Annotated in this window: 22 protein-coding genes; 15 read left to right on the top strand and 7 right to left on the bottom strand. The window is 52.1% G+C overall.

Annotated elements, in window-relative coordinates; translation table 11 throughout:
* Window positions 1-3: 3 nt before the first annotated feature.
* The 3 genes from ispD to ccrud_RS11980 are packed head-to-tail and all read left to right on the top strand — an operon-like array spanning window position 4 to window position 1,665.
* Window positions 4-768 carry a 2-C-methyl-D-erythritol 4-phosphate cytidylyltransferase gene (gene ispD / locus ccrud_RS11990; protein WP_066568034.1) on the top strand — a complete coding sequence of 255 codons (765 nt, stop codon included), beginning with the start codon at window positions 4-6 and terminating at the stop codon, window positions 766-768.
* Window positions 761-1,243, top strand: a complete 483-nt coding sequence (ispF, locus tag ccrud_RS11985) for a 2-C-methyl-D-erythritol 2,4-cyclodiphosphate synthase (protein WP_066568031.1) — start codon at window positions 761-763, stop codon at window positions 1,241-1,243. Before ispD ends, ispF begins: the two co-directional genes overlap by 8 nt.
* Before the next feature lie 50 nt (window positions 1,244-1,293).
* Window positions 1,294-1,665, top strand: coding sequence for a hypothetical protein (locus tag ccrud_RS11980; RefSeq protein ID WP_066568028.1), 372 nt, complete (start codon window positions 1,294-1,296; stop codon window positions 1,663-1,665).
* A gap of 45 nt (window positions 1,666-1,710) precedes the next feature.
* On the opposite strand, the gene ccrud_RS11975 is transcribed toward ccrud_RS11980, so the two are convergent.
* The 4 genes from ccrud_RS11975 to ccrud_RS11960 form a co-directional block, all read right to left on the bottom strand.
* Window positions 1,711-2,529: an ABC transporter ATP-binding protein gene (locus ccrud_RS11975; RefSeq protein WP_066568025.1), complete on the bottom strand. Its 819-nt coding sequence runs from the start codon at window positions 2,527-2,529 to the stop codon at window positions 1,711-1,713.
* Window positions 2,526-4,529 (bottom strand): dipeptide/oligopeptide/nickel ABC transporter permease/ATP-binding protein, encoded by a 2,004-nt coding sequence (locus tag ccrud_RS11970; protein WP_066568021.1) that lies wholly within the window; start codon window positions 4,527-4,529, stop codon window positions 2,526-2,528. The genes ccrud_RS11975 and ccrud_RS11970 overlap by 4 nt, the downstream gene beginning before the upstream one ends.
* Window positions 4,530-5,495 (bottom strand): ABC transporter permease, encoded by a 966-nt coding sequence (locus tag ccrud_RS11965; RefSeq protein ID WP_066568018.1) that lies wholly within the window; start codon window positions 5,493-5,495, stop codon window positions 4,530-4,532.
* Between the two features lie 127 nt (window positions 5,496-5,622).
* Entirely contained in the window at window positions 5,623-7,239 is a 1,617-nt protein-coding gene (locus tag ccrud_RS11960; RefSeq protein WP_066568009.1) for an ABC transporter substrate-binding protein, read from the bottom strand.
* 316 nt (window positions 7,240-7,555) lie between these two features.
* Between ccrud_RS11960 and ccrud_RS11955 the strand changes: the two genes are divergently transcribed.
* Window positions 7,556-8,275: a FadR/GntR family transcriptional regulator gene (locus ccrud_RS11955; protein ID WP_066568008.1), complete on the top strand. Its 720-nt coding sequence runs from the start codon at window positions 7,556-7,558 to the stop codon at window positions 8,273-8,275.
* 318 nt (window positions 8,276-8,593) lie between these two features.
* Here the strand turns inward: ccrud_RS11955 and ccrud_RS11950 are convergent, their stop codons facing one another.
* The 3 genes from ccrud_RS11950 to ccrud_RS11940 are packed head-to-tail and all read right to left on the bottom strand — an operon-like array spanning window position 8,594 to window position 11,192.
* Window positions 8,594-9,292, bottom strand: a complete 699-nt coding sequence (locus ccrud_RS11950) for an N-acetylmannosamine-6-phosphate 2-epimerase (protein ID WP_066568005.1) — start codon at window positions 9,290-9,292, stop codon at window positions 8,594-8,596.
* Window positions 9,293-9,326: 34 nt separating this feature from the next.
* Complete coding sequence (locus ccrud_RS11945; protein ID WP_066568003.1) at window positions 9,327-10,238, bottom strand: ROK family protein; 912 nt, start codon at window positions 10,236-10,238, stop codon at window positions 9,327-9,329.
* A gap of 15 nt (window positions 10,239-10,253) precedes the next feature.
* Window positions 10,254-11,192: a dihydrodipicolinate synthase family protein gene (locus ccrud_RS11940; RefSeq protein WP_066568001.1), complete on the bottom strand. Its 939-nt coding sequence runs from the start codon at window positions 11,190-11,192 to the stop codon at window positions 10,254-10,256.
* A 173-nt stretch (window positions 11,193-11,365) separates the two neighbouring features.
* Between ccrud_RS11940 and ccrud_RS11935 the strand changes: the two genes are divergently transcribed.
* The 11 genes from ccrud_RS11935 to ccrud_RS11885 all read left to right on the top strand — a co-directional run bounded on the left by ccrud_RS11935 (window position 11,366) and on the right by ccrud_RS11885 (window position 25,123).
* A complete protein-coding gene (locus ccrud_RS11935) occupies window positions 11,366-12,532 on the top strand; it encodes an N-acetylglucosamine-6-phosphate deacetylase (RefSeq protein WP_066567999.1) in 1,167 nt (388 codons plus the stop codon).
* Between the two features lie 43 nt (window positions 12,533-12,575).
* Window positions 12,576-13,337, top strand: coding sequence for a glucosamine-6-phosphate deaminase (gene nagB, locus ccrud_RS11930; protein ID WP_066567997.1), 762 nt, complete (start codon window positions 12,576-12,578; stop codon window positions 13,335-13,337).
* A gap of 18 nt (window positions 13,338-13,355) precedes the next feature.
* Window positions 13,356-14,660 (top strand): sucrose-6-phosphate hydrolase, encoded by a 1,305-nt coding sequence (gene scrB / locus ccrud_RS11925; RefSeq protein ID WP_074025524.1) that lies wholly within the window; start codon window positions 13,356-13,358, stop codon window positions 14,658-14,660.
* A gap of 150 nt (window positions 14,661-14,810) precedes the next feature.
* Entirely contained in the window at window positions 14,811-16,793 is a 1,983-nt protein-coding gene (locus tag ccrud_RS11920; protein WP_066567991.1) for a sucrose-specific PTS transporter subunit IIBC, read from the top strand.
* 42 nt (window positions 16,794-16,835) lie between these two features.
* Window positions 16,836-18,218, top strand: coding sequence for a cysteine--tRNA ligase (cysS, locus tag ccrud_RS11915; RefSeq protein ID WP_066567989.1), 1,383 nt, complete (start codon window positions 16,836-16,838; stop codon window positions 18,216-18,218).
* A gap of 44 nt (window positions 18,219-18,262) precedes the next feature.
* Complete coding sequence (rlmB, locus tag ccrud_RS11910; protein ID WP_066567987.1) at window positions 18,263-19,204, top strand: 23S rRNA (guanosine(2251)-2'-O)-methyltransferase RlmB; 942 nt, start codon at window positions 18,263-18,265, stop codon at window positions 19,202-19,204.
* Window positions 19,205-19,262: 58 nt separating this feature from the next.
* Entirely contained in the window at window positions 19,263-20,033 is a 771-nt protein-coding gene (locus tag ccrud_RS11905; protein ID WP_245670264.1) for an IclR family transcriptional regulator, read from the top strand.
* 156 nt (window positions 20,034-20,189) lie between these two features.
* Complete coding sequence (locus tag ccrud_RS11900; RefSeq protein ID WP_066567981.1) at window positions 20,190-21,527, top strand: MFS transporter; 1,338 nt, start codon at window positions 20,190-20,192, stop codon at window positions 21,525-21,527.
* Window position 21,528: 1 nt separating this feature from the next.
* Window positions 21,529-22,593 (top strand): Gfo/Idh/MocA family protein, encoded by a 1,065-nt coding sequence (locus ccrud_RS11895; RefSeq protein WP_066567979.1) that lies wholly within the window; start codon window positions 21,529-21,531, stop codon window positions 22,591-22,593.
* A gap of 18 nt (window positions 22,594-22,611) precedes the next feature.
* Window positions 22,612-23,430, top strand: a complete 819-nt coding sequence (locus tag ccrud_RS11890) for a sugar phosphate isomerase/epimerase family protein (protein WP_066567977.1) — start codon at window positions 22,612-22,614, stop codon at window positions 23,428-23,430.
* A gap of 1 nt (window position 23,431) precedes the next feature.
* The gene (locus ccrud_RS11885; protein WP_066567975.1) at window positions 23,432-25,123 is read left to right on the top strand and encodes an FAD-dependent oxidoreductase; all 1,692 of its coding nucleotides are present in this window, start codon (window positions 23,432-23,434) and stop codon (window positions 25,121-25,123) included.
* Window positions 25,124-25,371 lie beyond the last annotated feature (248 nt).

The following is a 25,371-nucleotide window of genomic DNA, read 5'->3' as shown; positions in this document are numbered from 1 at the left end:
CCGATGTCTACAAACCGTATCCCCGTCATCGCACTTTTAGCGGCGGCGGGGCGAGGCACTCGTCTGGGTGGCCCGATCCCCAAAGCATTCGTTACGCTGCGTGAACGCACGCTTGTTGAGCGCTCGCTCCAAGCCATGCTGACTTCCGAAAGTGTCGATGAAATCATCATCCTTGTCAGCCCCGACATGGAAAACTACGCCCGCGAACTGCTGCGCAAACGCGGTCTTTTAGACAACCCCGAAGGGATCCGCGTCCGGCTTGTGCACGGCGGCGGAGAGCGCGCGGATTCAGTGTGGGCAGGACTCCAGGCAATTTCGCTTGACGACGCCACCCCCGATGCAATTGTCCTCATCCACGACAGCGCCCGAGCTCTCACCCCTCCCGGCATGATTGCCCGCGTGGCCCGAAAAGTTCACGATGGCGCAACCGCAGTGATCCCAGTGCTACCCGTTGCAGACACCATCAAGCGCGTTTCCGGTGATCTTGTGGTGGACACTCCCAACCGTGCAGAACTTCGAGCTGTCCAAACCCCGCAGGGTTTTTTACTCTCGGAACTGATCGCCGCAAATGAGAAATACTTCGCCGATCCCAACCCAGGTTTCATGCCCACCGATGACGCCAGCCTCATGGAATGGTACGGCTCAGATGTGGTATGCGTGCAGGGAGATCCAATGGCATTTAAAGTAACAACTCCCATTGACATGATGCTGGCTCAGCGCATCACCGATGAAGCCGAACCAACAATTTTCGAGGTACCAAGTGACTAATCCAATTATCCCGCGCGTGGGAATTGCCACCGACGCCCACCAAATTGAAGTGGGAAAACCCTGCTGGATTGCTTGCCTCCTCTTTGAAGGAGTTGACGGCTGCGAAGGTCACTCCGACGGCGATGTTGTAGCACACGCTCTTGTGGATGCCCTCCTCTCCGCATCCGCCCTGGGCGATTTGGGTTCCTTCGTGGGAGTTGGCCGCCCAGAATATGATGGTGTTTCCGGCGCTCAGCTGCTTAAAGAAGCCCGCGAGCTCCTGGATTCTCACGGCTTTATTATCGGCAACGTTGCTGCCCAGCTGGTTGGCCAAACCCCTAAATTTGGGCCACGCCGCGAAGAAGCACAGCAAGTGATTTCCGAAATCCTCGGCGCACCATGTTCACTTTCTGCAACCACCACTGACCACATGGGCTTTACTGGCCGTGGTGAAGGACGAGCTGCGGTTGCCACTGCTGTGGTGTGGAAGGCTTAGGTTTTTCCGCAAAGCATGTTGATAGCTGCATAAGTTGATAGTGTGAGGACATGCCCAATCTGAAATCTCCCCGATTTTGGAACATCGTTGTTGTCATTCTGTTTGCTGTCCTGGCGATAGCGCAGATTGCGGGAATTCAGGATTATAACCCCGCTGGATTACTCATGTGGATTTCGGCTGCAATAATCATCGGAACAGTGGCGTGGGGTTTATGGAATTATAAAAAGCCTTGTAGTTGGCTCATTCCTCGCTCATATGCGATGTTCTCTGTTTCCATTTTGATGCATTATCCTGCTGCGCAATCTTGGACGAGGTTTTGCCTTGACCTCGTGAGGATAGTTATTTTTACAGCAATTTTGCATTATTTGTGTAGTTATTATGAGTCGGACAAGGCCTTAATGAAATCAGCTAAAACAAAATAAACCCCGGGAAAGTTCAATCTCCCCGGGGAACTTTTTGGTTATGCCTTAAAGACGAGTCTTATTCAGCAGTGATGGTGTGGCCTCCAGTAGCGTGCGGGTGTAATCCTGCTGTGCATTGTTGAAGATTTCCGAAGTGGTGTTTTCTTCAATGATTTCACCAGCAAGCATGACGGCAATGCGGTCAGACACATAGCGCACGGTGTTGATGTCATGAGAAATGAATACCAAACCCAAGCCGAGTTCAGTTTTCAGATCGAGTAACAGGTTGAGAACCTGCGCACGCACGGAGACATCAAGCGCAGAGGTTGGTTCATCGGCAACGATGATATCTGGTTTGAGTGCAAGGGCTCGGGCGATTGCTACACGCTGACGCTGTCCACCAGAGACTTGTCGGGGGAGAACTTCTAGTGCTGATTGTGGGAGACCAACCATGGAGATGAGTTCGGATACCCACTGGTTGCGGGTTTTTTCATCTCCTACTTTGTGGACTCGCAGTGGATCAAGGAGTTGTTCGCGGACGGTCATGCGCGGGTTGAGGGAGGTTGCCGGATCCTGGAACACTACGGATACGGAGCTGCCGAGCTCTTTACGTTGAGCGCCACGAAGTTTTAGTGGCTTGCCCTTGAACAATACTTCGCCAGAAGTGACAGGCTGAAGACCAACCATCACACGTGCCAGCGTGGACTTTCCACAACCGGATTCACCAACAATACCTACGACTTCATCACGGTAGGCCTTGAAGTTGATGTTCTTATTGGCGTGAACTTGATCTGGGCGGAAGAGCTTTCCAGTACGTGTTTTGTGAATAACGTTGGTGTTGCGTAGTTCCAGGATGGGGATCCGGGTATCAGCAGGTGAGGTCATTGTAGTTCTCCCTTTGCAGCAAGAAGCTCATCGGTTGCAGCATAAGCGTGTTCTGTTCCTTCGATGTGGCGCAGGATAGGCTTTTGGTTCAGGCCTAGGTTTGGGAATTCTGATCGAGGGGCAAAACGGTCACCTGCAGCAAATTCCTTAGGCGATGGAACGGTACCTGGGACTTGGTAGAGGCGATCCACGCCAGCTTCAATCGAGAGTACTGAACCAAGTAGACCACGGGTGTATTCATGGCGAGGATCCACCAGGATTTCTCGGGTGGTGCCTTGCTCGACAACCTGACCTGCATACATGACGGTGAGTTTGTGCACGAGGCGGGCAACCAATGCGAGGTCGTGGGATACGAAGATCATGGCGAAGCCGAGCTTGTCGCGCAGTTCATTGAGGAGATCCACAACCTGCTGTTGGACGGTGACATCCAGTGCAGTGGTTGGTTCATCGGCGATGAGGAGGCGGGGGTTACGGGTGAGAGCCATCGCGATGAGGACACGCTGACGCTGTCCACCAGAAAGTTCATGTGGGTAAGACTGCAGGGTGCGTTTTGGATCTAGACCGACAAGTTCCAGGAGTTCTTCAGCGCTACGCTTTCCACCGCGGCGGGTGAGCTGTTTCATTTGGGCACTGATCAGCATGGATGGGTTGAGGGAGGAGAGCGCATCTTGGTAGATCATGGCGATTTCATGTCCACGTAGAGCATTAAGCTCGTCTGGCTTGAGATCCAGTAAGTTCTTGCCATCGAAAAGGATTTCTCCTTCGATTTTTGCGCTTGGCGGAAGCAGTCCCATGATCGACATTGCGGTGATGGATTTACCACAGCCGGATTCACCGACGAGACCCATGGTTTGTCCGGGGGCGACAGTGAAGTCCACGCCATCAACAATGGTGATACCGCCGTGAGCATTGGGGAAGGAAATCTTCAGATCGCGGACTTCCAACAAAGGAGTGGGGTTACCTTCAAAGACCAGGCGGTTGTTGGTTTTGTTTTCACTGGCGGATAGAGCTGCAAGTGAGGACAGCAGGGAAGCGTGGGCTTCTTCGCGGGTGGTGTGCCCCAGAACTAAACCAGAGGCAGACTTGGTGCCTTCTTCTTCCTTTTTCAGGGCTTTCTTGGCAGATGCTGAAACCGGCTTTGGCTTTGGGCTGGCCAAGGTATCCGTGAGGCCTTCAGAAAGAATATTCAGGCACAGCACGGTTACTAGAATCATCAGACCTGGGAAGAACGTTGGCCACCAAGCTCCAGTGAGCAAGAGTGCCTTTCCATCAGCAAGGATGTTGCCCCATGACGGTGATGGTGGTTTCACGCCAGCGTTGATGAAAGACAGGGATGCTTCGAAAACAATGGCGTCTGCAACCAGCACGGTTGCGAATACCAAGATGGGTGCCATGCAGTTGCGGGCAACATGTTTGATCAGGATATGGGGAGTGGATGCACCAATAACCTTGGAAGCATTGACGTAGTCTTCGCCGAATTGGGACAAAATATTGGCACGTACGATGCGAGCCAGCTGTGGGGTGTACAGGAATGAAATAGCAAATACGATGACGGGGATGCCATTGCCAAAGACTGCAACGAAGACCGCAGCGAGTGCGATTCCAGGGAAGGACATGATGACGTCAAGCACGCGCATGAGTACTTCGGACACAGCTTTATTTGCAGTTGCGGCGATGGATCCCAAAACAGCGGCTACTAAAAGGGCAGCACCGGTGGCGCAGAGGCCAATGATCAAAGACGCGCGGGCGCCATGGGCAACGCGGGAGAAAATATCGCGGCCAATCGCATCGGTACCAAACCAGTGCTCACCACTTGGCGGCTGCACCGGAGTGCCGGAAGCCAGCGGATCAAACTTAGCGATGAACGGTGCAAAAATCGCGAGAATGAAAATGAGGACGAGGAAAACTAACGCAATTTTTGAGGTGAGAGAAAGTGCACGGAATCCGCTGAGTCTCGCACCGGGCTTGTTTTCCAATGTAGTGGTTAGTTTACGGCGCATCTAGATGCTCCTAATACGTGGATTGACCAGGACGTAGAGCAAGTCCACGGCGATATTAACGATGATGAAGGCGATGGCAACGGTGAGGGTGACGCCTTGGACGAGGTAGACGTCATTGCGGGTCACGCCGTCGAGGATGAGTTGGCCCATTGCTTGGATGTTGAAGATGATCTCGATGATCACGGCACCACCCATGAGGTAGCCAACGCGTAATCCGATCACGGTGATTGGAGTGATTAGCGCATTGCGTAACACATTGCGGGCCACCACTTCAGTTTTGGGAATGCCTGCACCGATAGCTGTGCGGACATAGTCTTTATCTAGTTCTTCCACCATGGAGGTTCGAACGACTCGGGCCAGTGAACCTGCAACTGGTACTGCCAAGGCGATGGCAGGAAGTGCGATGTTGTTGAAATAAGTAGCGGGATCTTCGCTGAATGGGACCCATCTGGTGACAAGCGCTGGGAACATTCCCCATGCTCCTGGAATGGTGCCCAACCACTGAATCAGCAGAATTGCCAGCCAGAATGAGGGGGTGGCAAGTGCTGCGATAGAGAGCACGCGGATCAGCTGATCAGGCCAACGATCGCGGTAGAGAGCTGCGATAACTCCGAGGACCAGCGCTAATACTACGGCGATAATTAAGCCCCAGAACGTGAGCTGCAAAGTGATGGGGAAAGCGCGAGCGACAATTTCGGTGACAGCAACACCACCACTGGTGGTGCCCAGATCGCCTTGAAGCATGCCGATGATGAAGTCGAAGTAGCGGACCATCATTGGGTCGTTGAGGCCGTTTGCCTCACGGTAGGCTTCCAAAGCTTCGGGGGAGGCGGATTCGCCTAGAGCAAGTCGTGCCGGGTCGGCAGGAGAAAATGACATGACGATGAAAACCAGCAGGGTGACGCCGATGATCATGATCGGTAAAGCGATGAGCCGTCGGCCGACAAGTCGCAAAAGATTGGACATAGTAGGTATCGCGCTTTCGATTGGAGCTATAACACTTGAAATAGGAGCAAAGCAGGAGCCGAAAATAATAGAGCCCGGCGTGGCGCAGAATGCTGGCTACGCCGGGCTCTTTATGGCCACTGAATAGTTATTCGGTGGTTGCAACGCCTGAGAAACTCAAACCGGTGAGTGAAATTGGCTTGAAGTCCACGAGGGAGTTGGCGTTCCATGCAGTTGGAACCTTGCGGTGGAACAGTGGGTACAGCGGAACGTTGTCAGAGATTGCATCAAATGTACGGTTCCAGATGTCTTGCTGTTCTGTTGCGTCGGTGGCGCGGATACCTTCTTCGAGGAGGGTTTGTACCTGGTCGTAGGATTCACTGCCCTTCCAGTGCATGCGGGAGTCGGTCCAGACATCTCCTGCAAACCACCAGCGCATGAGCAGGTCTGGGTCGTTGCCGAAGACGGAAGGATCGCCTGGTGCGATGACTACGTCGAAGGAATCAGGGTTGCCGTCAATGGTGTTGTAGACATCGGCGGATTTACGTTCGGTGAAGGAAACATCGAGTCCGATGGCAGCGAGGGATTCCTGGATGAGTGGGGTGCAGTTTTTCACCCAGTCGTGGTCGGTGCACAAAAGGTTGACACGAGTCAGGCCGGTTTCTGCGATAAGAGCCTTCGCCTTGTCTGCATCGAGGGAATAGACGGTTGATGCCTGGTTGTAGTTTGGGTGTTCCTTTTGTACAAAGGAGGTGGCAGGGGTTGCCTGGTTAGCCATGCCGGTGGAGACAACCTTGTCCATGTCCAGTGCATAGAGGAATGCCTGGCGGTTGCGAAGATCGTTAAATGGGTTGTTGTCGCCACAGTTGAACATGGCAAAGAGTAGTCCGAAGCCTTGGACTGATTCGACGGTGCTGGTGCCCTCTAACTGTGGGATGGATAGGTATGGCACGGAGTCGATTGCCATGGTGGTGCCTGATTGTAGGGAGTTGGTGCGGGTAGATGCATCTGGGATGATCTGCCATTCCATTGCTGCGGCACGTGCTGGTCGTGGTCCGTTGTAGTCATCGTTGCGCTCGAATTTGACCACCTTGGATGCACCGCCATTGTCGGTCATCTTGTAAGGGCCGGTTCCGATTGGCTTGGCATCGAATCCGGATACATCAGCTTCGACGGCGCTCTTTGGCACAACCTTTACTACTGCGAGACGCTCGCCGATGATACCGGTCGCGTAGTCGAGATCGATGGTGACAGTGCTGTCATCCTTCTTTGTTACGGACTTTATGAATGGGATAAATGATGCGTAAAGGGAGTTGTTGGACGGATCAAGAACACGCTCGAAGGAGTACACAACGTCGTCTGCGGTGACTGCGTCGCCGTTATGGAAGGTGGCGCCGTCGCGAAGCTTAATGTCCACGGAAGCAGCATCGCTTGATGGCATTTCGCTGGCGAGTGCCGCGTATACCTGGCCGGTGGCTGGGTCGATTTCGGTGAGGCCTTCCAAGGTGTGCCAGTTGGCCGCCACGGTGAGAGCTGCAGTAGTGGTCATTGGGTCGTAACCATTGGTTCCGAGCTCATAGGAGATAGCTGCGGAGATGGTGCCTTCTTCGTTTGCGGTGCCAGTTCCTGCGGCAGTGGAGGTGGATGATCCACTGGAGTTGGAGGAATCTGGCGCACAGGCTGCAAGAGTTGCGCCGATGCCAGCTGCGGCGCCGAGAATGCCAGTTGCTCGGAGGAAATTGCGGCGTGTGATGTTTGTGCTCATGAGGTACGTCCTTTTTAAAGAGTGGGCCGGGCCGTGAGTTGGTGTGGGACACTAGGCTCTAGGAAGGGAATGTGAGCGGTGTCATTGAATTGCTGTAAGGTTAATATACATCAGACATCAGACGTTTAGGAATGAATTTCTAGAAATCCTTGCGGATAGGTCAGAAATTTTTACCCCCACCGGCTGCATGAAGTGCAATAACTGCAGATCAACCCAAGATTTACAGTTTGGCTGCATACGAGATAAGGCGGATGATGTAGGTCGCCAGGGGCAGTCGATAAGATCAGGGTCATCTCCAAAATAGGAAGTGAAAATAATGGCAAGCTCCAGGAAACCAGCGCGATCTAGGTCAACCACTCAAGATGCAGTGCGAGATATCAAGCATTACATTCGGGATAATCGGTTGCGCACAGGTGATCTTCTTCCTTCCGAAGCATTGTTATGCGAGGAGTTAGGCTGTTCCCGTTCGGCCATCAGGGAAGCGATTCGCGCTTTGGTGACCCTAGACATCGTGGAAGTTCGCCACGGTTACGGAACGTTTGTTTCTAAAATGTCTCTTGAGCCGTTGATTAATGGCATGGTTTTCCGCACGGTGCTGGACAATGACACCTCTGTGGAAAATCTGTTCTATGTGGTAGATACCCGCGAGATTTTGGATCTTTCCTTAGGCGAGGAGCTCATTGAAGTATTCACAGAGGATGATCGCGAGCTGCTTTTAGATTTAGTGTTGAAAATGCGCGAGCACAATGATCGCGGAGATTCTTTTGTGGTGGAGGATCAAAAGTTCCATCGAGCGCTTTTATCGCGCACGAAAAACCCGCTGATTCGTGAGCTCAACGATGCTTTTTGGCAGATTCAAACTGAGGCGCAACCAATGCTGAATTTAGCGATGCCCGCGGATATTGATGAAACAATCAAGGCTCACAGCGATATTGTGGAAGCGTTGAGTGCTGGTGATATCCAGGCGTATCGCAATGCGGTTTTAGCGCATTATGCGCCTTTCAGGCGCATGATTTCGGCAATGCTTAAAGCCTAAGATGCTTGTCGACGCCCACCTCCGCGTCGACAAGCGTTCAAGGCCTTCAGCTGCTTGAGACCAAACCAGAGTGCCCACGGAAGCTAAAAATCTTGGCTGTGGGTCTGTCTGTCTGGTTTGAAGGCTTGGAGACCAAACCACAGTGCCCACGGCAGGCTAAAAACTGATCCGTGGGCATACCTGTTTGGTTTGCTCAAAAACCTTAGCGCTCGCTTAAGAAAAGTGCCCTCGCAGAATCGGTTTTAAACGCCTTGTGGAGTCTTTCGAAGGGCAAAGGTTGTGCTGGAAACTCGAGGCTTTAAACGGGCGTATAAGGTGCTAGCTCAGTAGGGAAGCGAACTGGCCGGTGATAAATCCTGGATCGGTGATTGCTGTGCCCACGATGACGGCATTAGCTCCGATGAGTCGACCGTGTGCCACATCAGAAGGGTTGGAGAAACGACCTTCGCCGATGAGGAAAGCGTCAGGAACTAAAGCTCGGGCTTCGCGCAGGCAATCAAAATCTGGTCCAACGGTTTTCTCTCGATGTTCGGTGTATCCCGCAAGAGTGGTGGAGACAAAGTCTGCGCCGGCTTGGTGTGCGCTGAGGACTTCTTCGGGTGTTGCACAATCGGCCATAATGAGGATTCCGGAATCGTGCGCTACTTTTACTAATTCTGCAAAGGTGGATCCATCTGGACGTGGTCGGAAAGTTGCGTCTGCGCACACTACTGCGGCGCCGGATTCAGCGACAGCGCGAACGGAATCACGGGTTGGGGTGATGTAGACGCCTTCGGTGCCTTCTTTGGTGAGTCCAAAAACTGGTACGTCCACTCGATTAGAGATGGAACGAATATCTTCCAAGCCACCGTAACCACCACAGCGAATAGCAGGTGCACCACCATCGACGCAGGCTGCTGCAACATGGGTCAGTGTGTGGGTATCGCGCATGGCGTGGCCGTCGGGAGCCTGCACGGAAACAATGAGCTGGCCTTGTAGTCGTTCATAAAGGTCCGTGCGCTGTTGGTTAAGTTCCATGGTGTGTAAAACTCCTGAGTGGTTGAAAGAAAAGTTAAAAGGCCATGTCGCGGGCATATTGTGCGGCTGCAAGAACGGCTGCTTCAGGTCCAAGCGCGGTGGTGAGCATTTGAATGGATGCGCGAGGAGGTAAAACCGTCTCTTTGATGCCTTTGCATAGAGGGTGAAGGATCGGCTCTCCGATGGCTGAGACTCCACCGCCAACAACCACAGCATCAAGATCCAGAAGGGTAACTAATGCGCCAAGGGCTCGGCCGAAGCCATGAAGATTACCTTCGATGATTTCTTGTGCCAGTGTGTCACCTTCGTGGTATTTCTGCATGATGGAAGGTAATTTTAGGTTTTCCCCAGTTGCTTTATTGTAATAAGCGGTCAAGCCTGTGCCACTTGCCACATCTTCACACCGAGTGGCACGGCCAGAGAAGTCTGCACAGACAATTTCCGCAAATTCTCCGGCAGTACCAGAGGGACTATCAAGTAGAGCACCTTGATCAATAATGGCTCCGCCGATGCCGGTGCCTAAAGAAACGTAAAGAACTCTGCCTGTTAATGACTCGCCTGCACCCATATGGTGTTCGCCATAAGCCCACACTCGTACATCATTGTGTGCTGCGAATGGTACGGGGATGATTTCTTGCGCCATTGCGCGCAGATCAGTTCCAGCCCATTCCCGGACAGTTTCTCCGTTGTACACAATTTTTCCCTCAGGGGCGATGATCACTCCCGGCGCGCCAACGCCGATGCGGGCAATGGTCATATTGTGCTGTTTCGCGGCGTCAGCTCCGGCCTGGAAAGCAAGGCGGGTTTGCGACGCTGGATTATGCCCATCTTTGGTGCCAAGGCGTCCGCTTGCAGCAGTGGTGGTTGGAGCGTCATCTGGCACCAGTGCATAAGCAATTTTGGTGCCACCGATATCAAGAGCCAGGGTGCAGGTGTGCGCAGTCATAGGGGTGATTAAACCTTAAGCGGTGTAGTAGAACTCATCGACGATGGCGTTTACTCGAGCGATTTCCTCATCATCGAGTGGCTGGTGAGGTGCTGCAAGTAGGGAAGAGTCGATGATGTTTAGGTGCTTGAGGGCGGTTTTGAATCCACCGAGGCCTGCGGAAGAGCCGGACATGCGGGAGGAATCTCCAACAAAGACGATGTGGAAGAGATGGTTGATCTGCTTTTGGAGGGCTGCGGCTTCATCCCACTTTCCAGCCTTGCAAAGTGCGGCTAGGGCTGCGTAGGCAGCAGGGTTTACATTGCCCAGGCCTGGGACTACGCCATCGGCGCCGGCGAGGTATGCGAAGTCAACGGTGGTTTCGCTGCCGGTGAGGATAGTGAAGGAGTCTTTGAGTCCGGCGTCATCGCGAGCTTCGATGAGGGAACGGATTGCGCCGTCGTTGCCGCTGGAATCCTTGGTGCCGGATAGGATGCCGTCTTGGGCAAGGCGCAGCAGCATTGCTGGGTTGAGGTTGGAGTGCACGGATACTGGAATGTTGTAGGCGAACAGTGGTAGTTCTGGGGCTGCCGCGTGGATGTCGCGGAAGTGCGCTTCAATTTCAACATCATGGGTGCGGGTGTAGAACGGTGCGGTTGCAACCAAGCCCTCTGCACCAACTTCGAGAGCGTCAGCAACTAGTTCAAGTACGCGGGCGGTGGTGGTTTCAATGACACCGGCGGTTACTGGAACGCGGCCTGCGGTGTGTTCGATGATGGTGCTTAGTGCGAGTTTGCGCTGTTCGCGGGTTAGGAAGACTGTTTCGCCTGAGGAGCCCAAGGCAAAGAGGCCGTCAACTCCGCCATCGATGAGGTGGTCAACAAGGCGGCGCAGGCTGTTGAGGTCCACGCTGCCATCTTCGTGGAGTGGGGTCATAACTGGTGGAATGACGCCGGTGAAAGTTGCGGAAGCCATGGTGCTCCTTGAGGGTGTTGAGGGAGTGTGAGATTAGTGGTTTTGCTGGTCCATGAAAGGGGACACATGTCATCAGCTTGGAAGGCTGAGGTAACTCAGTTTCCACACTTTTCGTAGACATAAGACATCATACGTCCTATGCTTGCTTGAGGGAAGTAAATAATCTTAGAAAGATGGCAAGAGTGGCGCAATTTCAAGAACATGCAGGTCAAATGGATGCCATATTAAGTGGCAGAATCGTGATGCCACAGGGGGTAATTGACGGCACTCTCACCGTGGAAAATGGTGTCATCGCTAAAATTGAAGGTCGGAAAGTTGCAGAGAGCTCTGGGTTTCCTGGGCAGGGACTAACGATTGTTCCTGGCTTTATTGATCTGCATAATCATGGCGGGCACGGTGGGGCTTTTCCTACCGGAACTGTAGAGCAGGCACGTCGTGCCGCTCAGTACCACCGTTCTCATGGCACGACCGTTATGTTGGCAAGCATGGTGTCAGCGCCGGTGGAGGCGTTGAGTGCTCAGGTGCGAAACTTGCAGAACCTCTGTGAGGAAGGCCTTATTTATGGCATTCACCTTGAGGGGCCTTTTATTAATGCGTGCCGTTGCGGTGCGCAAAACCCACAGTTTATCTATCCCGGCAGCCCAGGCGATCTGGCCCAGGTAATTGAGGCTGGTCAGGGATGGATTAAGTCGATTACTCTAGCGCCGGAAACGGAAAATCTTGCTGATATTTTAGATCTGTGTGCAGCCCACAATATTATTGCATCCTTTGGACACACGGACGCAGATTTTGATACCACAATGAATGCCATTTCCTTGGCGCGTGAGAAAGCGGTCACGGTCACGGCCACTCACTTATTTAATGCCATGCCACCGCTGCATCACCGCGCCCCAGGCGCTGTCGGTGCGCTTTTAGCTGCTGCCCGTGCAGGTGATGCGTATGTGGAATTGATTGCTGATGGTGTGCATTTATCTGATGGAACTGTCGATGCAGTTCGTGTGGAGAATGCCTTTTTCATCACAGATGCGATGGAAGCAGCCGGAATGCCGGATGGGCACTATATTCTTGGAGTGTTAGATGTGACGGTTGCTGGTGGCGTTGCACGTTTGAGCGATGGCGGCACCATCGCCGGCGGCACGAGCACATTGGCCCAGCAATTCGGGCACCACGTGCGTAGGGGGATGTCGCTTATCGACGCCACTCTCCACACGTCCACTACCGCCAGCCGAGTGCTTGGGCTGGAAAATCATGCAATAGCCGAGAAAAATGCAGCAAATTTTGTGGTATTCGACTCAAATGGGCACTTGCAGCAGGTGTATTTGATTGATCAAGTAATTTAATTAGCAGTAAAAACTTATCCTGATTATTAAAGGAGTCCCCACCATGGACATCATCATCCGCAAAGACGCACAAGAAGTTGGAAAGGCAGCAGCTGCTCTCGTTGCTCCTTTTGCGAACAAAGGTGGCACCCTAGGGCTTGCAACAGGATCTTCTCCTCTGAGTACCTATAAGGAGCTCATTCGACTTTATGAAGCCGGAGAAGTTTCTTTCAAGGAATGCCAAGCATTCTTGCTCGATGAATACGTGGGACTCACTCGCGATGATGAAAACAGCTATTTCAAGACCATCCGCAATGAGTTCACCGATCACATCGATATCCTTGATGATCAGGTATTCAGCCCTGATGGCGCAAACCCTGATCCACATGCAGCTGCAGAAGAATATGAAGCGATGCTCGCTGCTCAGAGTGTTGCTGTTCAGATCTTGGGTATCGGCGGAAATGGACACATCGCGTTCAATGAGCCAACCTCATCTCTGTCAGGACTGACCAAGGTTCAGGCGCTGCACCCTAAGACGGTAGAGGACAACGCGCGTTTCTTCAGCTCCATTGAAGAGGTCCCAACTCATGCTTTGACTCAGGGACTGGGCACCTTGTCCCGTGCGCAAAATATTGTGCTGGTGGCATCCGGTGAAGGAAAAGCTGAGGCTATTCGTGGCACTGTCGAAGGCCCTGTCTCTGCGTCTTGTCCAGGTTCAATCCTGCAGATGCACAACAATGTCACCATCGTTATTGATGAGGCAGCGGCATCAAAGTTAGAAAATGCGGAGTACTACCGACTCATGGAGCAATTAAAACTGCGCTAAAAACAAATAAGGAAAGTACTGTGTGGGGCTATGCGCACAGAGCTTTCCAATTTACGCCCTGCATATCACGTAACTCCTCCGCAGGGCAGACTTAATGATCCCAACGGAATGTACGTCGATGGCGACACTCTTCATGTGTACTACCAGCATGATCCGGGTTTCCCTTTCACCCCAAAACGTACTGGTTGGGGTCATGTTGTTACTCAGTTGACAGGGCCGAATCGAGTGCAGTGGACACACCTACCCGATGCTCTCTATCCGGATGCATCCTATGATTTGGGCGGGTGTTATTCCGGTGGGGCAGTGTTTACTGATGGCTCCCTCAAGCTTTTCTACACTGGCAATCTAAAAATTGACGGCAAGCGCCATGTCACCCAAAACCTCGTGGATGTTGAGGATCCTGCAGGGCCGTTGGGTGGCATTCATCGCCGTTCGCCTAAAAACCCGCTTATCGACGGGCCTGCCAGTGGTTTCACTTCCCATTATCGCGATCCAATGATCAGCCCTGATGATGATGATGGTTGGAAGATGGTTCTTGGGGCGCAACGGGAAAACCTCACTGGAGCAACGGTGCTCTACCGCTCTGTAGATCTGGAGGAGTGGGAATTTTCTGGAGAAATCACCTTTGACCTTCAAAGTGCGCAGCCCGGATCAGCCCCCGATCTTATTCCCAGTGGCTATATGTGGGAATGTCCCAACCTTTTCCAGCTCCGCGATGAGATAACCGGCGAAGATCTTGATGTGCTGATTTTCTGTCCGCAGGGGTTGAATCGTATTGATCAGGGTGTTACCCACTATGCGAGCTCCGATCAATGTGGATATGTTGTCGGCAAGCTTGAAGGGACAACCTTCCACGTAATGCGGGGATTTAGTGAGTTGGATTTCGGACATGAATTCTATGCACCTCAAGTTGCGGTTGCAAGCTCCGACGCATGGCTTATTGGCTGGATGGGGTTACCTGCGCAAGATGATCATCCAACAGTTGAGCAAGAGGGCTGGGTGCATTGTCTAACAGTTCCCCGCAAGCTTCGTTTGCGCAACCATGCGCTCTATCAAGAGCTGCTCCTCCCAGAGGGGGCACCGAGCGTAACTAGATCCGTATTGGGGTCTGAACCTGTCCGAATGGACATCCGGGACAATATTGTTCTGGAATGGGATGGTGCCCGATTGTCTGTGGATCGTGATGGCGATTGTCGAACTGTCGAGGTTGATCCGGGTGAATTGGTGATCGCAGATGACAATACTGCTATTGAGATAACTGCAGGTAATGGGCAAGTTTCTTTCGCTTTCCGAACTTTTAAAGGTGACACTATTGAGGTGTAAATCACGAAAATAGGTCTTTTGTGGCGAATTTTACAAATACTTTCCAAAACCCCTTGATCGGGCACAAGTAAACAGGTTTAATGTTGTTTAGTTTTTGAACAAACATTCATGTCTGATTATTTCTGTTTCTTCCCGGTTAAGGAGAAATTCATGGACCATAAGAGCCTCGCACAGCGCATCCTGCGCAGCATTGGCGGCGAAGACAATATTGTTGCCGCTGCACACTGCGCTACTCGGTTGCGCCTTGTGCTCAAAGACAGCAAGGGTGTGGATCGCCAAAGCTTGGATGATGATCCAGACTTGAAGGGCACCTTTGAAACGGGTGGCATGTTCCAAATTATCGTCGGTCCTGGGGATGTAGATCATGTTTTTAAAGAGCTTGATGCTGCTACATCTAAGGACATCGCAGTGTCTACTGAACAGCTCAAGGATGTTGTAGTTAACAACGCGAACTGGTTCAGCCGTGCAGTGAAAGTTTTGGCGGACATTTTTGTGCCACTGATCCCGATTTTGGTCGGTGGCGGTCTACTCATGGCTATCAACAATGTTTTGGTTGCGCAGGACCTTTTCGGTCCACAATCACTTGTGGAGACATTCCCTCAGATCAGTGGCGTTGCTGAAATGATCAACCTGATGGCTTCAGCTCCGTTTGCTTTCTTGCCAGTGCTTGTTGGTTTCACAGCAACGAAGCGTTTTGGTGGCAATGAGTTTCTCGGTGCGGGCATCGGCATGGCGATGGTGTTCCCAAGTTTGGTCAACGGCTATGACGTAGCCGCAACCATGGCTGCAGGCGAAATGCCAGTGTGGTCCCTGTTTGGACTAGATGTTGCTCAAGCTGGTTACCAGGGCACAGTGCTTCCTGTGCTTGTTGTTTCCTGGATTTTGGCAACGATCGAGAAATTCCTTCACAAGCGTCTCAAAGGCACAGCAGACTTCCTGATTACTCCGGTGCTTACCTTGCTGCTCACTGGCTTCCTCACCTTCATTGCTATTGGCCCGGCAATGCGCTGGGTGGGCGATTTGCTGGCGCATGGACTTCAAGGGCTTTATGAATTCGGCGGTCCAATCGGCGGGCTGCTCTTTGGCCTGGTGTACTCACCAATCGTGATTACTGGTCTGCACCAATCCTTCCCACCAATTGAGCTGGAGTTGTTCAATCAGGGGGGATCCTTCATCTTCGCAACTGCATCCATGGCAAATATCGCGCAGGGCGCAGCCTGTTTGGCAGTGTTCTTCCTGGCTAAGAGTGAAAAACTCAAGGGGCTTGCAGGTGCATCGGGAGTTTCCGCTGTTCTTGGAATTACAGAGCCTGCGATCTTTGGTGTGAACCTTCGTCTGCGCTGGCCTTTCTTTATCGGCATTGGTACGGCGGCTATTGGTGGCGCATTGATTGCTCTTTTTGATATCAAGGCTGTTGCGTTGGGTGCTGCAGGTTTCTTGGGCGTTGTCTCTATTGATGCCCCAGATATGGTCATGTTCTTGGTGTGTGCGGTGGTTACTTTCGTTATCGCATTTGGTGCTGCACTTGCGTATGGGCTGTACTTGGTTCGTCGCAACGGCAGCATTGATCCGGATGCCACCTCTGCGCCAATAGTGGCTAGCCCAGCTCAAACTTCAGAGGTACTTGCAGAGTTTGGAAGTGATTCCGCCATTGTTCAGTCACCTTTGACTGGCGAAGTGATCTCGCTGGGCAGTGTTAGTGATGCAATGTTTGCCAGCGGAAAGCTTGGCGCTGGTGTGGCTGTCGTGCCAAGCACGGGTGAACTTGTGTCACCTGTGAGTGGAAAAGTTGTGGTGGCATTTCCATCTGGACATGCGTTTGCAGTGCGCACTAAAACAGAAGATGGTTCCAATGTGGATATCTTAATGCACATTGGTTTCGACACAGTGAATCTTAACGGAACTCATTTTAGGGCGCATAAGAAGCAAGGCGATGAAGTGCAAGCAGGGGAGCTGCTGTGTGAGTTCGATATTGATGCCATTAAGGCTGCGGGTTATGAAGTAACCACTCCAGTGGTGGTGTCCAATTCGAAGAAAACTGGACCAGTGAATACTTATGGTTTGGGTGAAATTGTCAGTGGAGCGAAGTTGCTTAATGTGGCAAATAAAGCAACGGTGGCGGCTACTTCTTAGTGGCGACCTTTAAGTGTTCACATACAGGTTAGACTAGGACACGTGACTCTACGCATCTTTGACACCGGTACCCGTACGCTTCGAGAATTTCAGCCTGTTAAACCAGGTCATGCCTCGGTGTACCTGTGTGGCGCCACCCCACAGGCATTGCCTCATATCGGACATGTTCGCTCTGCTGTAGCTTTTGATATTTTGCGGCGTTGGCTCATTGCCAAGGGACTTGATGTGGCGTTTGTTCGCAATGTCACTGATATTGATGACAAAATCCTGAACAAGGCAGCGGAAAATGGCCGTCCTTGGTGGGAGTGGGTATCCACATATGAACGAGAATTTACCTGGACTTATAACACGCTGGGCGTGTTGCCTCCATCGGTGGAACCTCGTGCGACTGGCCATGTCACCCAAATGGTTGAGTACATGCAGCGTCTGATCGACAATGGTTTTGCTTATGCCGTGGACGGCTCCGTCTATTTTGATGTTGCCTCGTGGTCAAAAGCAGAAGGATCCGATTATGGATCATTGTCTGGTAATCGCGTTGAAGATATGGAACAAGGCGAAACCGATAACTTCGGTAAGCGCGGATCACAAGATTTCGCTCTGTGGAAAGCTGCGAAGCCGGGTGAGCCTTCTTGGCCAACTCCATGGGGAGAGGGTCGTCCAGGCTGGCATTTGGAATGCTCTGCTATGGCAACCTACTATTTGGGTGAGCAATTTGATATTCACTGTGGTGGTTTAGATCTGCAATTTCCACACCACGAAAATGAAATTGCCCAGGCACATGCGGCTGGCGATAAATTTGCCAACTACTGGATGCACAATCACTGGGTAACAATGGCCGGAGAAAAAATGTCCAAGTCTTTGGGCAATGTTTTATCTGTGCCGGAAATGCTGAAGCAGGTTCGCCCCGTCGAGCTGCGCTATTACCTTGGGTCTGCTCATTATCGTTCCGTGCTTGAGTATTCCGAAAATGCTCTGAATGAAGCTGCAGTGGGCTACCGCCGCATTGAAGCTTTTCTTGGACGCATTGGGGAAGTTGAGGTCGGTGAGTGGACCGAAGCTTTTGAAGCGGCAATGGATGAGGATATTGCAGTGCCAAAGGCATTGGCTGAAATCCACAATGCGGTTCGCGAAGGCAACTCCGCATTGGACAAGGGCGATCGTCAGGGAGCTGAGAAGCTTGCTGCGTCGGTTCGCGCGATGACTGGTGTGTTGGGCTTTGACCCTATTGAATGGGGAACAGGTGCTGATTCCGATGGCAAGGCAGACAATGCACTTGATGTGTTGATTTCTGCGGAGCTTATGCGTCGTGCAACTGCTCGTGCAGAGAAAGACTGGTCTGTGGCCGATGAGGTACGAGATCGTCTTGCTGCTGCGGGTATTGAAGTAGTGGATACAGCAGATGGTGCGACATGGAAGTTGCAATAGTTGCAGCTTTCGAACATGAAAACTTTTAAGGAGATAATTTAAACATGGCAGGAAATGACAGCCGCCGCGGCGGTTTGCGTAAGACTAATAAAAAGGGTGCTGTGAAGGGCAGTGGCGGACAGGTTCGCCGTGGTCTGCAGGGCAAGGGCCCAACTCCAAAGGCTGAGGATCGTACTTATCACGCCGCGCATAAGCGCAAGCTAGAGCGTGTACGTCGTGATCGTGGACGCCACGATCGTGAAATGCCAGAGTTGGTTGTGGGCCGTAACCCAGTTCTAGAGTGCCTGCATGCGCGTGTGCCTGCGACTGCATTGTATGTTGCAGAAGGCGCTGCAAATGATGAGCGCCTGAGCGAGGCTGTGCACGTTGCTGCTGGCCGTAATCTTCCAGTGTTGGAAGTAAACAAGCTGGAGCTGGATCGCATGACCGGCAACGGCATGCACCAGGGCATTGGCTTGGCTATTCCACCATATGAATACGCTGATGTACATAACCTGATTGCAGATGCTGCAGCTTCGAAGAAGCCTGGCATGTTCGTGATTTTGGATAACATCACAGATCCTCGTAACTTGGGCGCTGTGATTCGTTCTGTGGGTGCGTTCGGCGGCAACGGCGTGATCATTCCGGAGCGTCGTTCAGCATCTGTGACTGCTGTTGCATGGCGTACTTCTGCAGGTACTGCAGCTCGTGTGCCTGTGGCAAAGGAAACCAACATGACTCGCGTCGTGAAGGAATTCCAGCAAAACGGTTACCAGGTTGTGGGCTTGGATGCAGGCGGCGACCACACCCTTGATACCTACGATGGCACCGACAATGTCGTGATCGTTGTTGGTTCTGAGGGCAAGGGTATTTCTCGCTTGGTTCGTGAAAACTGCGATACCATCATGTCCATTCCAACTGAAGGCTGGGTGGAATCACTCAACGCTTCTGTTGCAGCTGGTGTGGTGTTGTCTGAGTTCTCGCGTCAGCGCCGCATTCAGGGTTAAGCCGGAGGGAAACGTCGAAAAGCATAATGCTTTTCGACGTTTTTCGTTATCGAGCTAAATGGCTAATTCTTCATCTGGGGAGACGGTTTTACAGCGCACTATGCGTGTGCTGCAGTGTTTTGATGCAGAAAATGTCAGGCTGGGGGCCTCGAACATTGCGCGTCGCGCTGGACTACCCACGTCAACAGCACACCGTTTGGTGGCTGAGTTGGTGTCGGTGAAACTTCTGGAGCGCTTTGCTGATGGCAAATATGGCATTGGTACGCATGCGTGGGAGACCTTTGTGCGGGCAAACCCTTTGGAACGATTGCGGTTGCAGGCGCAATCCATTTTGAGTGATGTGCATGATGAACTGGGGGAATACGTAAGTCTTGCCGTGCCCGATTTTGTTGATCGCACCATTTTGTATGTGGAGCGTTTTGATTCCCCGGATAATCGCATTCAGATTTTGGGCAGACATGCGGGCCGTCTTGATTTGCACACCACTTCTTCCGGTTTGGTCATGTTGGCTTTTGCTGCGCCGCAGACCATTAAAGAGGTAACAAATAGGCCTTTTGTAGATTCCTACACTGGAGAAATTACTGATGGTTCAAGCATTGCTGCGCTGCTTCCAGAGATTCGATCCACTGGATATATTGCCTTTATGGGCGGATTAGTGACGGAGAATACCGCAATCGCAGCTCCGGTGGTGGATCATCGTGGAGTGGTGCGGGCGTCTGTGGGGGTAGTTGCTCGAACCAGTGATATTGATGTCAATTTTGTTGTTGACATAGTTCTTGAGGCTTGCCAAAAGCTCAGTGCAAGGCTGCAAAATGATGCTACTTATTGAGTTCGCATTTCGAACTCTTAATTTTTAATCTGCTACCTCCACACCCGCAGTTTCTCATTGAATGGGAAAAACTTGGCCGTGTGAATGTGACCCTTAATCTAAAGAATATTGAAACGTGACTGAGTTCATGTGAGTTCTAAGAGAGAGGGTGAAAGCATGAAAGACACCTTGGTAACCGATGCGACACCGCAGCTTCGTACAGATAAAGAAGCAAGCGGCAGCGAGCAGATAAGCAGGTCCCCCAAGAAGGCTGCACTAGCCTCCCTACTGGGATCGACGCTGGAATACTATGACTTCGTCATCTACGGCACGGCCTCTGCACTGCTGTTTAATCATCTATTCTTCCCTCAAGGCGATCCAGTTGTAGCCACAATTGGTTCCCTGGCTTCCTTCGGTGTTGCTTATATTGCACGCCCAATTGGTGGTCTTGTGATGGGGCACATCGGCGATAGGGTCAGCCGCAAAACCGCTCTCATGGTCACACTCTTGATCATGGGCATTGCCTCCATCTCGATTGGTCTGCTTCCTACCTATGGACAAATCGGCATCTGGGCAACCGTCTTGCTGATGATTGCGCGTATCGCTCAAGGATTCTCCGCAGGTGCGGAATCTGCCGGTGCCTCCACACTCACCATGGAACATTCTCCAGAAGGCAAGCGCGGATTTTTCACCTCGTCAGTGATGGCAGGTTGCTCTGTGGGCAATGTGCTCGCAGGTCTTGTATTCATCCCATTCTTGATGCTGCCGGAAGAACACCTCATGACATGGGGCTGGCGCGTGCCTTTCCTATTGTCCGCCTTGGTACTGGCCGTGGCGTATTTCGTGCGCACTCACTTGGAGGAAGCTCCAGCAGAAAAGCAAGAAGAAAATCATGACGATGCACCAGCTTTGGCTGTGCTGCGCACCCAGGGCATCGATGTTGCCCGCGTCTTCTTCATTACTTTCTTCGCAGTCGTGCAGACCATTTTCAACGTCTATGCGCTGTCCTATGCCACCAATGAAGTCGGAATTGATCGTTCTTTCATGGTGATGGTCAATACTATTTCTCTCAGCCTGTCAATTGCCACTATCCCATTGGCAGCCTGGGTGTCTGACCGCATTGGCCGTAAACCAGTTCTGCTTTTCGGTGCAATTACCTGTGCGATCACAACCTATTTCTACTTCCAAGCAATCTCAGAAGCTGATCTGGTGCTGATCTTTGTTCTGTGCCTGGTTAACCAAGGTTTGTTCTACTCCTGCTGGAATGGCGTCTGGACCATCTTCTTCCCAGAGATGTTTGCCGCATCAGTGCGTTACACCGGCATGGCGATGGGCAACCAGCTTGGCCTGATCGTTGTGGGCTTTGCACCTACCATTGCCACCGCATTGTTTGCGTGGAACGGCTGGGTTGCAGTAGCTGGTTTCGTGATTGGAGCAATCATCTTATCCGCTGCGGTTATCTGCACGACAAAAGAAACCGCATTCACCAAGCTTGAAGATCTAGGCAAGAAGTAATATGACTGACAAAATATGGCGCGTAGGCATCATTGGTTGTGGTGCAATTAGCCGAAATCACATTGAAGCAGTGCAGGCTATTCCAGGTGCTGAAGTAACTGCCACGTGTGATGTCGATGGAGCAAAGGCTGCGGAAACAGCAGCAAAATATGGCATCGGATCCAGCTTTGATTCCGTTGATGAGATCTTGGCATCGGGCGTTGATATCGTGGCTGTTTGCACTCCGCACCCCACTCACGAGGCAGTGGTGTTGGCTGCTGCAGCCGCGGGCGTCCATATTTTGTGTGAAAAGCCCATCGCCATCGAACTCGATTCCGCCCAGCGCATGATCGATGCCTGCGAGTCTGCAGGGGTCAACCTCGGCGTGCTATTCCAGCGACGCTTTTGGCCAGCAGCTCAAAAGATGAAAAAGGAGCTTGTCGACGGCTCCCTCGGCCGTCCCATCATGGGGCAGTGCAGCGTCGTGCTATACCGCGATTACTCGTATTACACCGCAACCCCATGGCGCGGAACCTGGGCAGCTGATGGTGGCGGCGTGCTCATGACACAAGCAATCCACTACATCGACCTCATGTGCTGGCTTCTCGGTGAACCCATTGAAGTATTTGGCTACACCCACTCCTTCAAACATGGCGAGAACATTGAGGTAGAAGACAGCGCTGTGGGTACTGTCCGTTTCGCCTCCGGTGCGTTAGCCACAATTTCTGCCACCACTGCTGCAGAGCCTTCACTAGGTGCTCAAGTACAAATCATGGGAACCGAGGGCGCGACCATGACGATCCTAGAATTCCCAGAAGGCACAAACGGCCGACTCATTGTGCGCAGTGAAAAAGACACCGTGGAAACCACCCCTTCGCACCCAGCAGATCTGCACCCCAATGCAGACCTATCGAGCATCAACGGTGCGCTGATTCCTTATCACACCGCACAAATCGCTGATTTTATTGACGCACTCAATGAGGGACGCGAACCTGCAATCACAGGCCGCGATGCCACTCGCGCACTGAAAGTGTTGCTCGGTGTCTATGAATCTGCAGCCACGAACAAACCAATCACATTGATTTAATAAGGAGAACCGCACATCATGCCACGGCCAATTGGTTTAGCGCCCTTGTCAGCACTTACAACACCACCCGATCAATTGGTTTATTTGGCAGCTCACGCCGGATTCTCCTTTGTTGGTCTGCGGGTCATCGCAGTTACACAAAATGAGCCAGTCTATGACTTATCGCCAGGATCCCCGCTGCTCGCAAAAACCCTGACAGCGTTGGAAGAAACTGGTCTGTATGTTCTGGACACAGAGTTCTTACAAATCAACGCAGATACCTCCCGTGCGGATTGGCTTCCAGCATTAGAAGCAGCAGGTGTTCTGGGCGCTCAGACTTTTACTATTGCTGCCGGTGATGATGATATCGCTCGCCTCACTGACACCATTGGCCGTCTCGTTGCTGATGCTCAAGACTTCGGTGTCACACCTGCACTAGAGCCTATTTCTTATCGCAGCGTGCATGCCCTCCCACAAGCAGCCATAATCGCACGCGACACCGGTGCCAAGATGGTGGCCGATACTTTGCACATGGCGCGCTTTGGCGGCACCCCGGAAGAACTTGCGGCAAGTGCTGATGTCTTAGGCGTGCTTCAACTCTGTGATAGCCCAGCACAGCGCCCTGCCGATCTAGAAGGACTAATCATAGAGTCTCGCTCCTTGCGTTATGCACCAGGCGAAGGCGATCAAGATCTGCGCTCCTTCATCGAAGCATTAGACCCCGCTGTGCCCTTGAGCGTGGAGACGCCAAATGACGAAGAAGTAGCAAAGCGCGGTGCAGAAGGCTGGATCAACCACCTGTATGCCACCACGCATGAACTATTGGAAAACAGCACACTAGTTGAGGAAGAAAACTAACATGAAACGCAATTATGATGTCATCGTTGTAGGCTCAGGCGCTGGCGGACTCTCAGCTGCTGTGAGTGCTGCTTATCACGGTAAAAAGGTTGCTGTCCTAGAAAAAGCAGCTGTCCTCGGCGGTGCCACCACATGGTCTGGTGGCTGGGCATGGACACCTGGAACAAGCTTTGCTCGCAAAGACGGCGTTGTGGAATCCAAAGAGGAATTCCAGACGTATCTGCGTGCAGTGGTAGGGGACTACTACCAAGAAGAAAATATCAGTGCATTTTTGGATGCAGCCCCAGAGATGGTGGATTTCTTTGAAAAAAACACTGATCTCCAGTGGACTCCGGGCGCCAAGATCAACGATATCTACGGCGATTTACCTCATGCTGGAACCGGACACCGTTCCGTTGGCCCAAAGCCATTCAACGGCCGGAAAGTACCCAAGACCGTACTACCCAAACTGCGCCATCAGCTGTACGCAACCTCCTTTTTAGGCATGGGCATCATGGCTGGCCCAGATCTCACCAAATTCCTCTCCGCCTCCCAGTTTGATATCCGAGGTTGGATTCACGCAGCCCGGCGCGTGCTGGTCCATATGTGGGATCTGGTGAGGCACAAGCGTAATATGCAAATGGTCAATGGCGCAGCACTCACTGCACGTTTGGCAACTTCTGCGGATAAATTGGGTGTAGAACTCCTTGTCGATCACACTGCTTTTGAGTTGCTCTCTGACAAAGACCGTGTGACTGGCGTGAAAGTACAAACCCCACAAGGCACGGAAATTTTTCATGCCTCTGCCGGTGTTGTTCTAGCGACCGGTGGTTTTCCGAACAATGCAGCTTTACGCAAAGAGCTTTTCCCTCGTACCCCAACCGGCAATGAGCACTGGACTCTAGCTCCTGCAGAAGTTACCGGTGATGGCCTGGATATGGCACGAGCAGTGGGTGCAGGTTTTGTGAATGATCTGAAATCTGCGGCTGCGTGGTGCCCCGTATCTTTGGTGCCGTATATCAACGGCCAAGTGGGCACATTCCCACACATTATGGACCGCGCAAAGCCTGGATCCATTGGTGTCTTGTCCACCGGAAAACGCTTTGTCAATGAAGCTAATGGCTACTACGACTATGTTGATGCGATGATTGCGCACGCTCCAGAAGGAGAAGCAGTTACTTCATGGCAGATAGCGGATTCTACCTATGTGCGTAAATACCCACTCGGCATGGCAAAGCCACTGCCAGTTCCACTGACCCCATATCTGCGTTCTGGATACTTGGTGAAGGGTAAAACCATTGAAGAGTTGGCCCAAAAATGTGGCATCGATCCAGCTGGTTTGTGTGCCACCATCACAGAATTCAACGAAAATGCCCGCAGGGGAGAAGACCCAGAGTTTGGTCGCGGTGCTTCATCATTTAACCGTTACGGTGGCGATCCCAAGATTGGCCCGAATCCATCTCTTGCTCCTATTGAAAAGGGACCGTTCTATGCAGTGAAGGTTGTCCCGGGATCATTCGGAACTTTTGATGGCATCAAAGCAGACGGTAAATCACGCGTGCTCCGCGATGATGATACCGTGATCGATGGTCTTTATACCGCAGGCAATGACCGTGCATCCATCATGGGTGGTTTCTATCCTGCAGGTGGCATCAACTTAGGTCCTGCACTGACCTTTGGCTATATCGCAGGCAAGGAACTGGCTAAGAAATAAAGCTAGTTCTCTAGGGAAATCTGCGTGAACTTTTCATGCAGGAAGAAATGACAAGCTTCGGGCATTTAACGCTCGTTTAAAGCCTCGAATTCTTGGAACATGTGTTTGTGTAAACGTAGTCTCTAAAGTGCCTTGAGAGCGATTCTAGGGCGGTATGTTTTTGGAATTGAATGTCAGAATTTAGGGCGCAGCAAACGAGAGTGCCCACGGTCGCCCAAAACGAGCTTCGTGGGCATCTGTGACCGGTT

The organism is Corynebacterium crudilactis (assembly GCF_001643015.1).
In the GTDB taxonomy this organism is placed as follows: domain Bacteria; phylum Actinomycetota; class Actinomycetes; order Mycobacteriales; family Mycobacteriaceae; genus Corynebacterium; species Corynebacterium crudilactis.
Note: the sequence above shows the minus strand (reverse complement) of the source record. Positions and strands in the feature narration are given on the sequence as shown.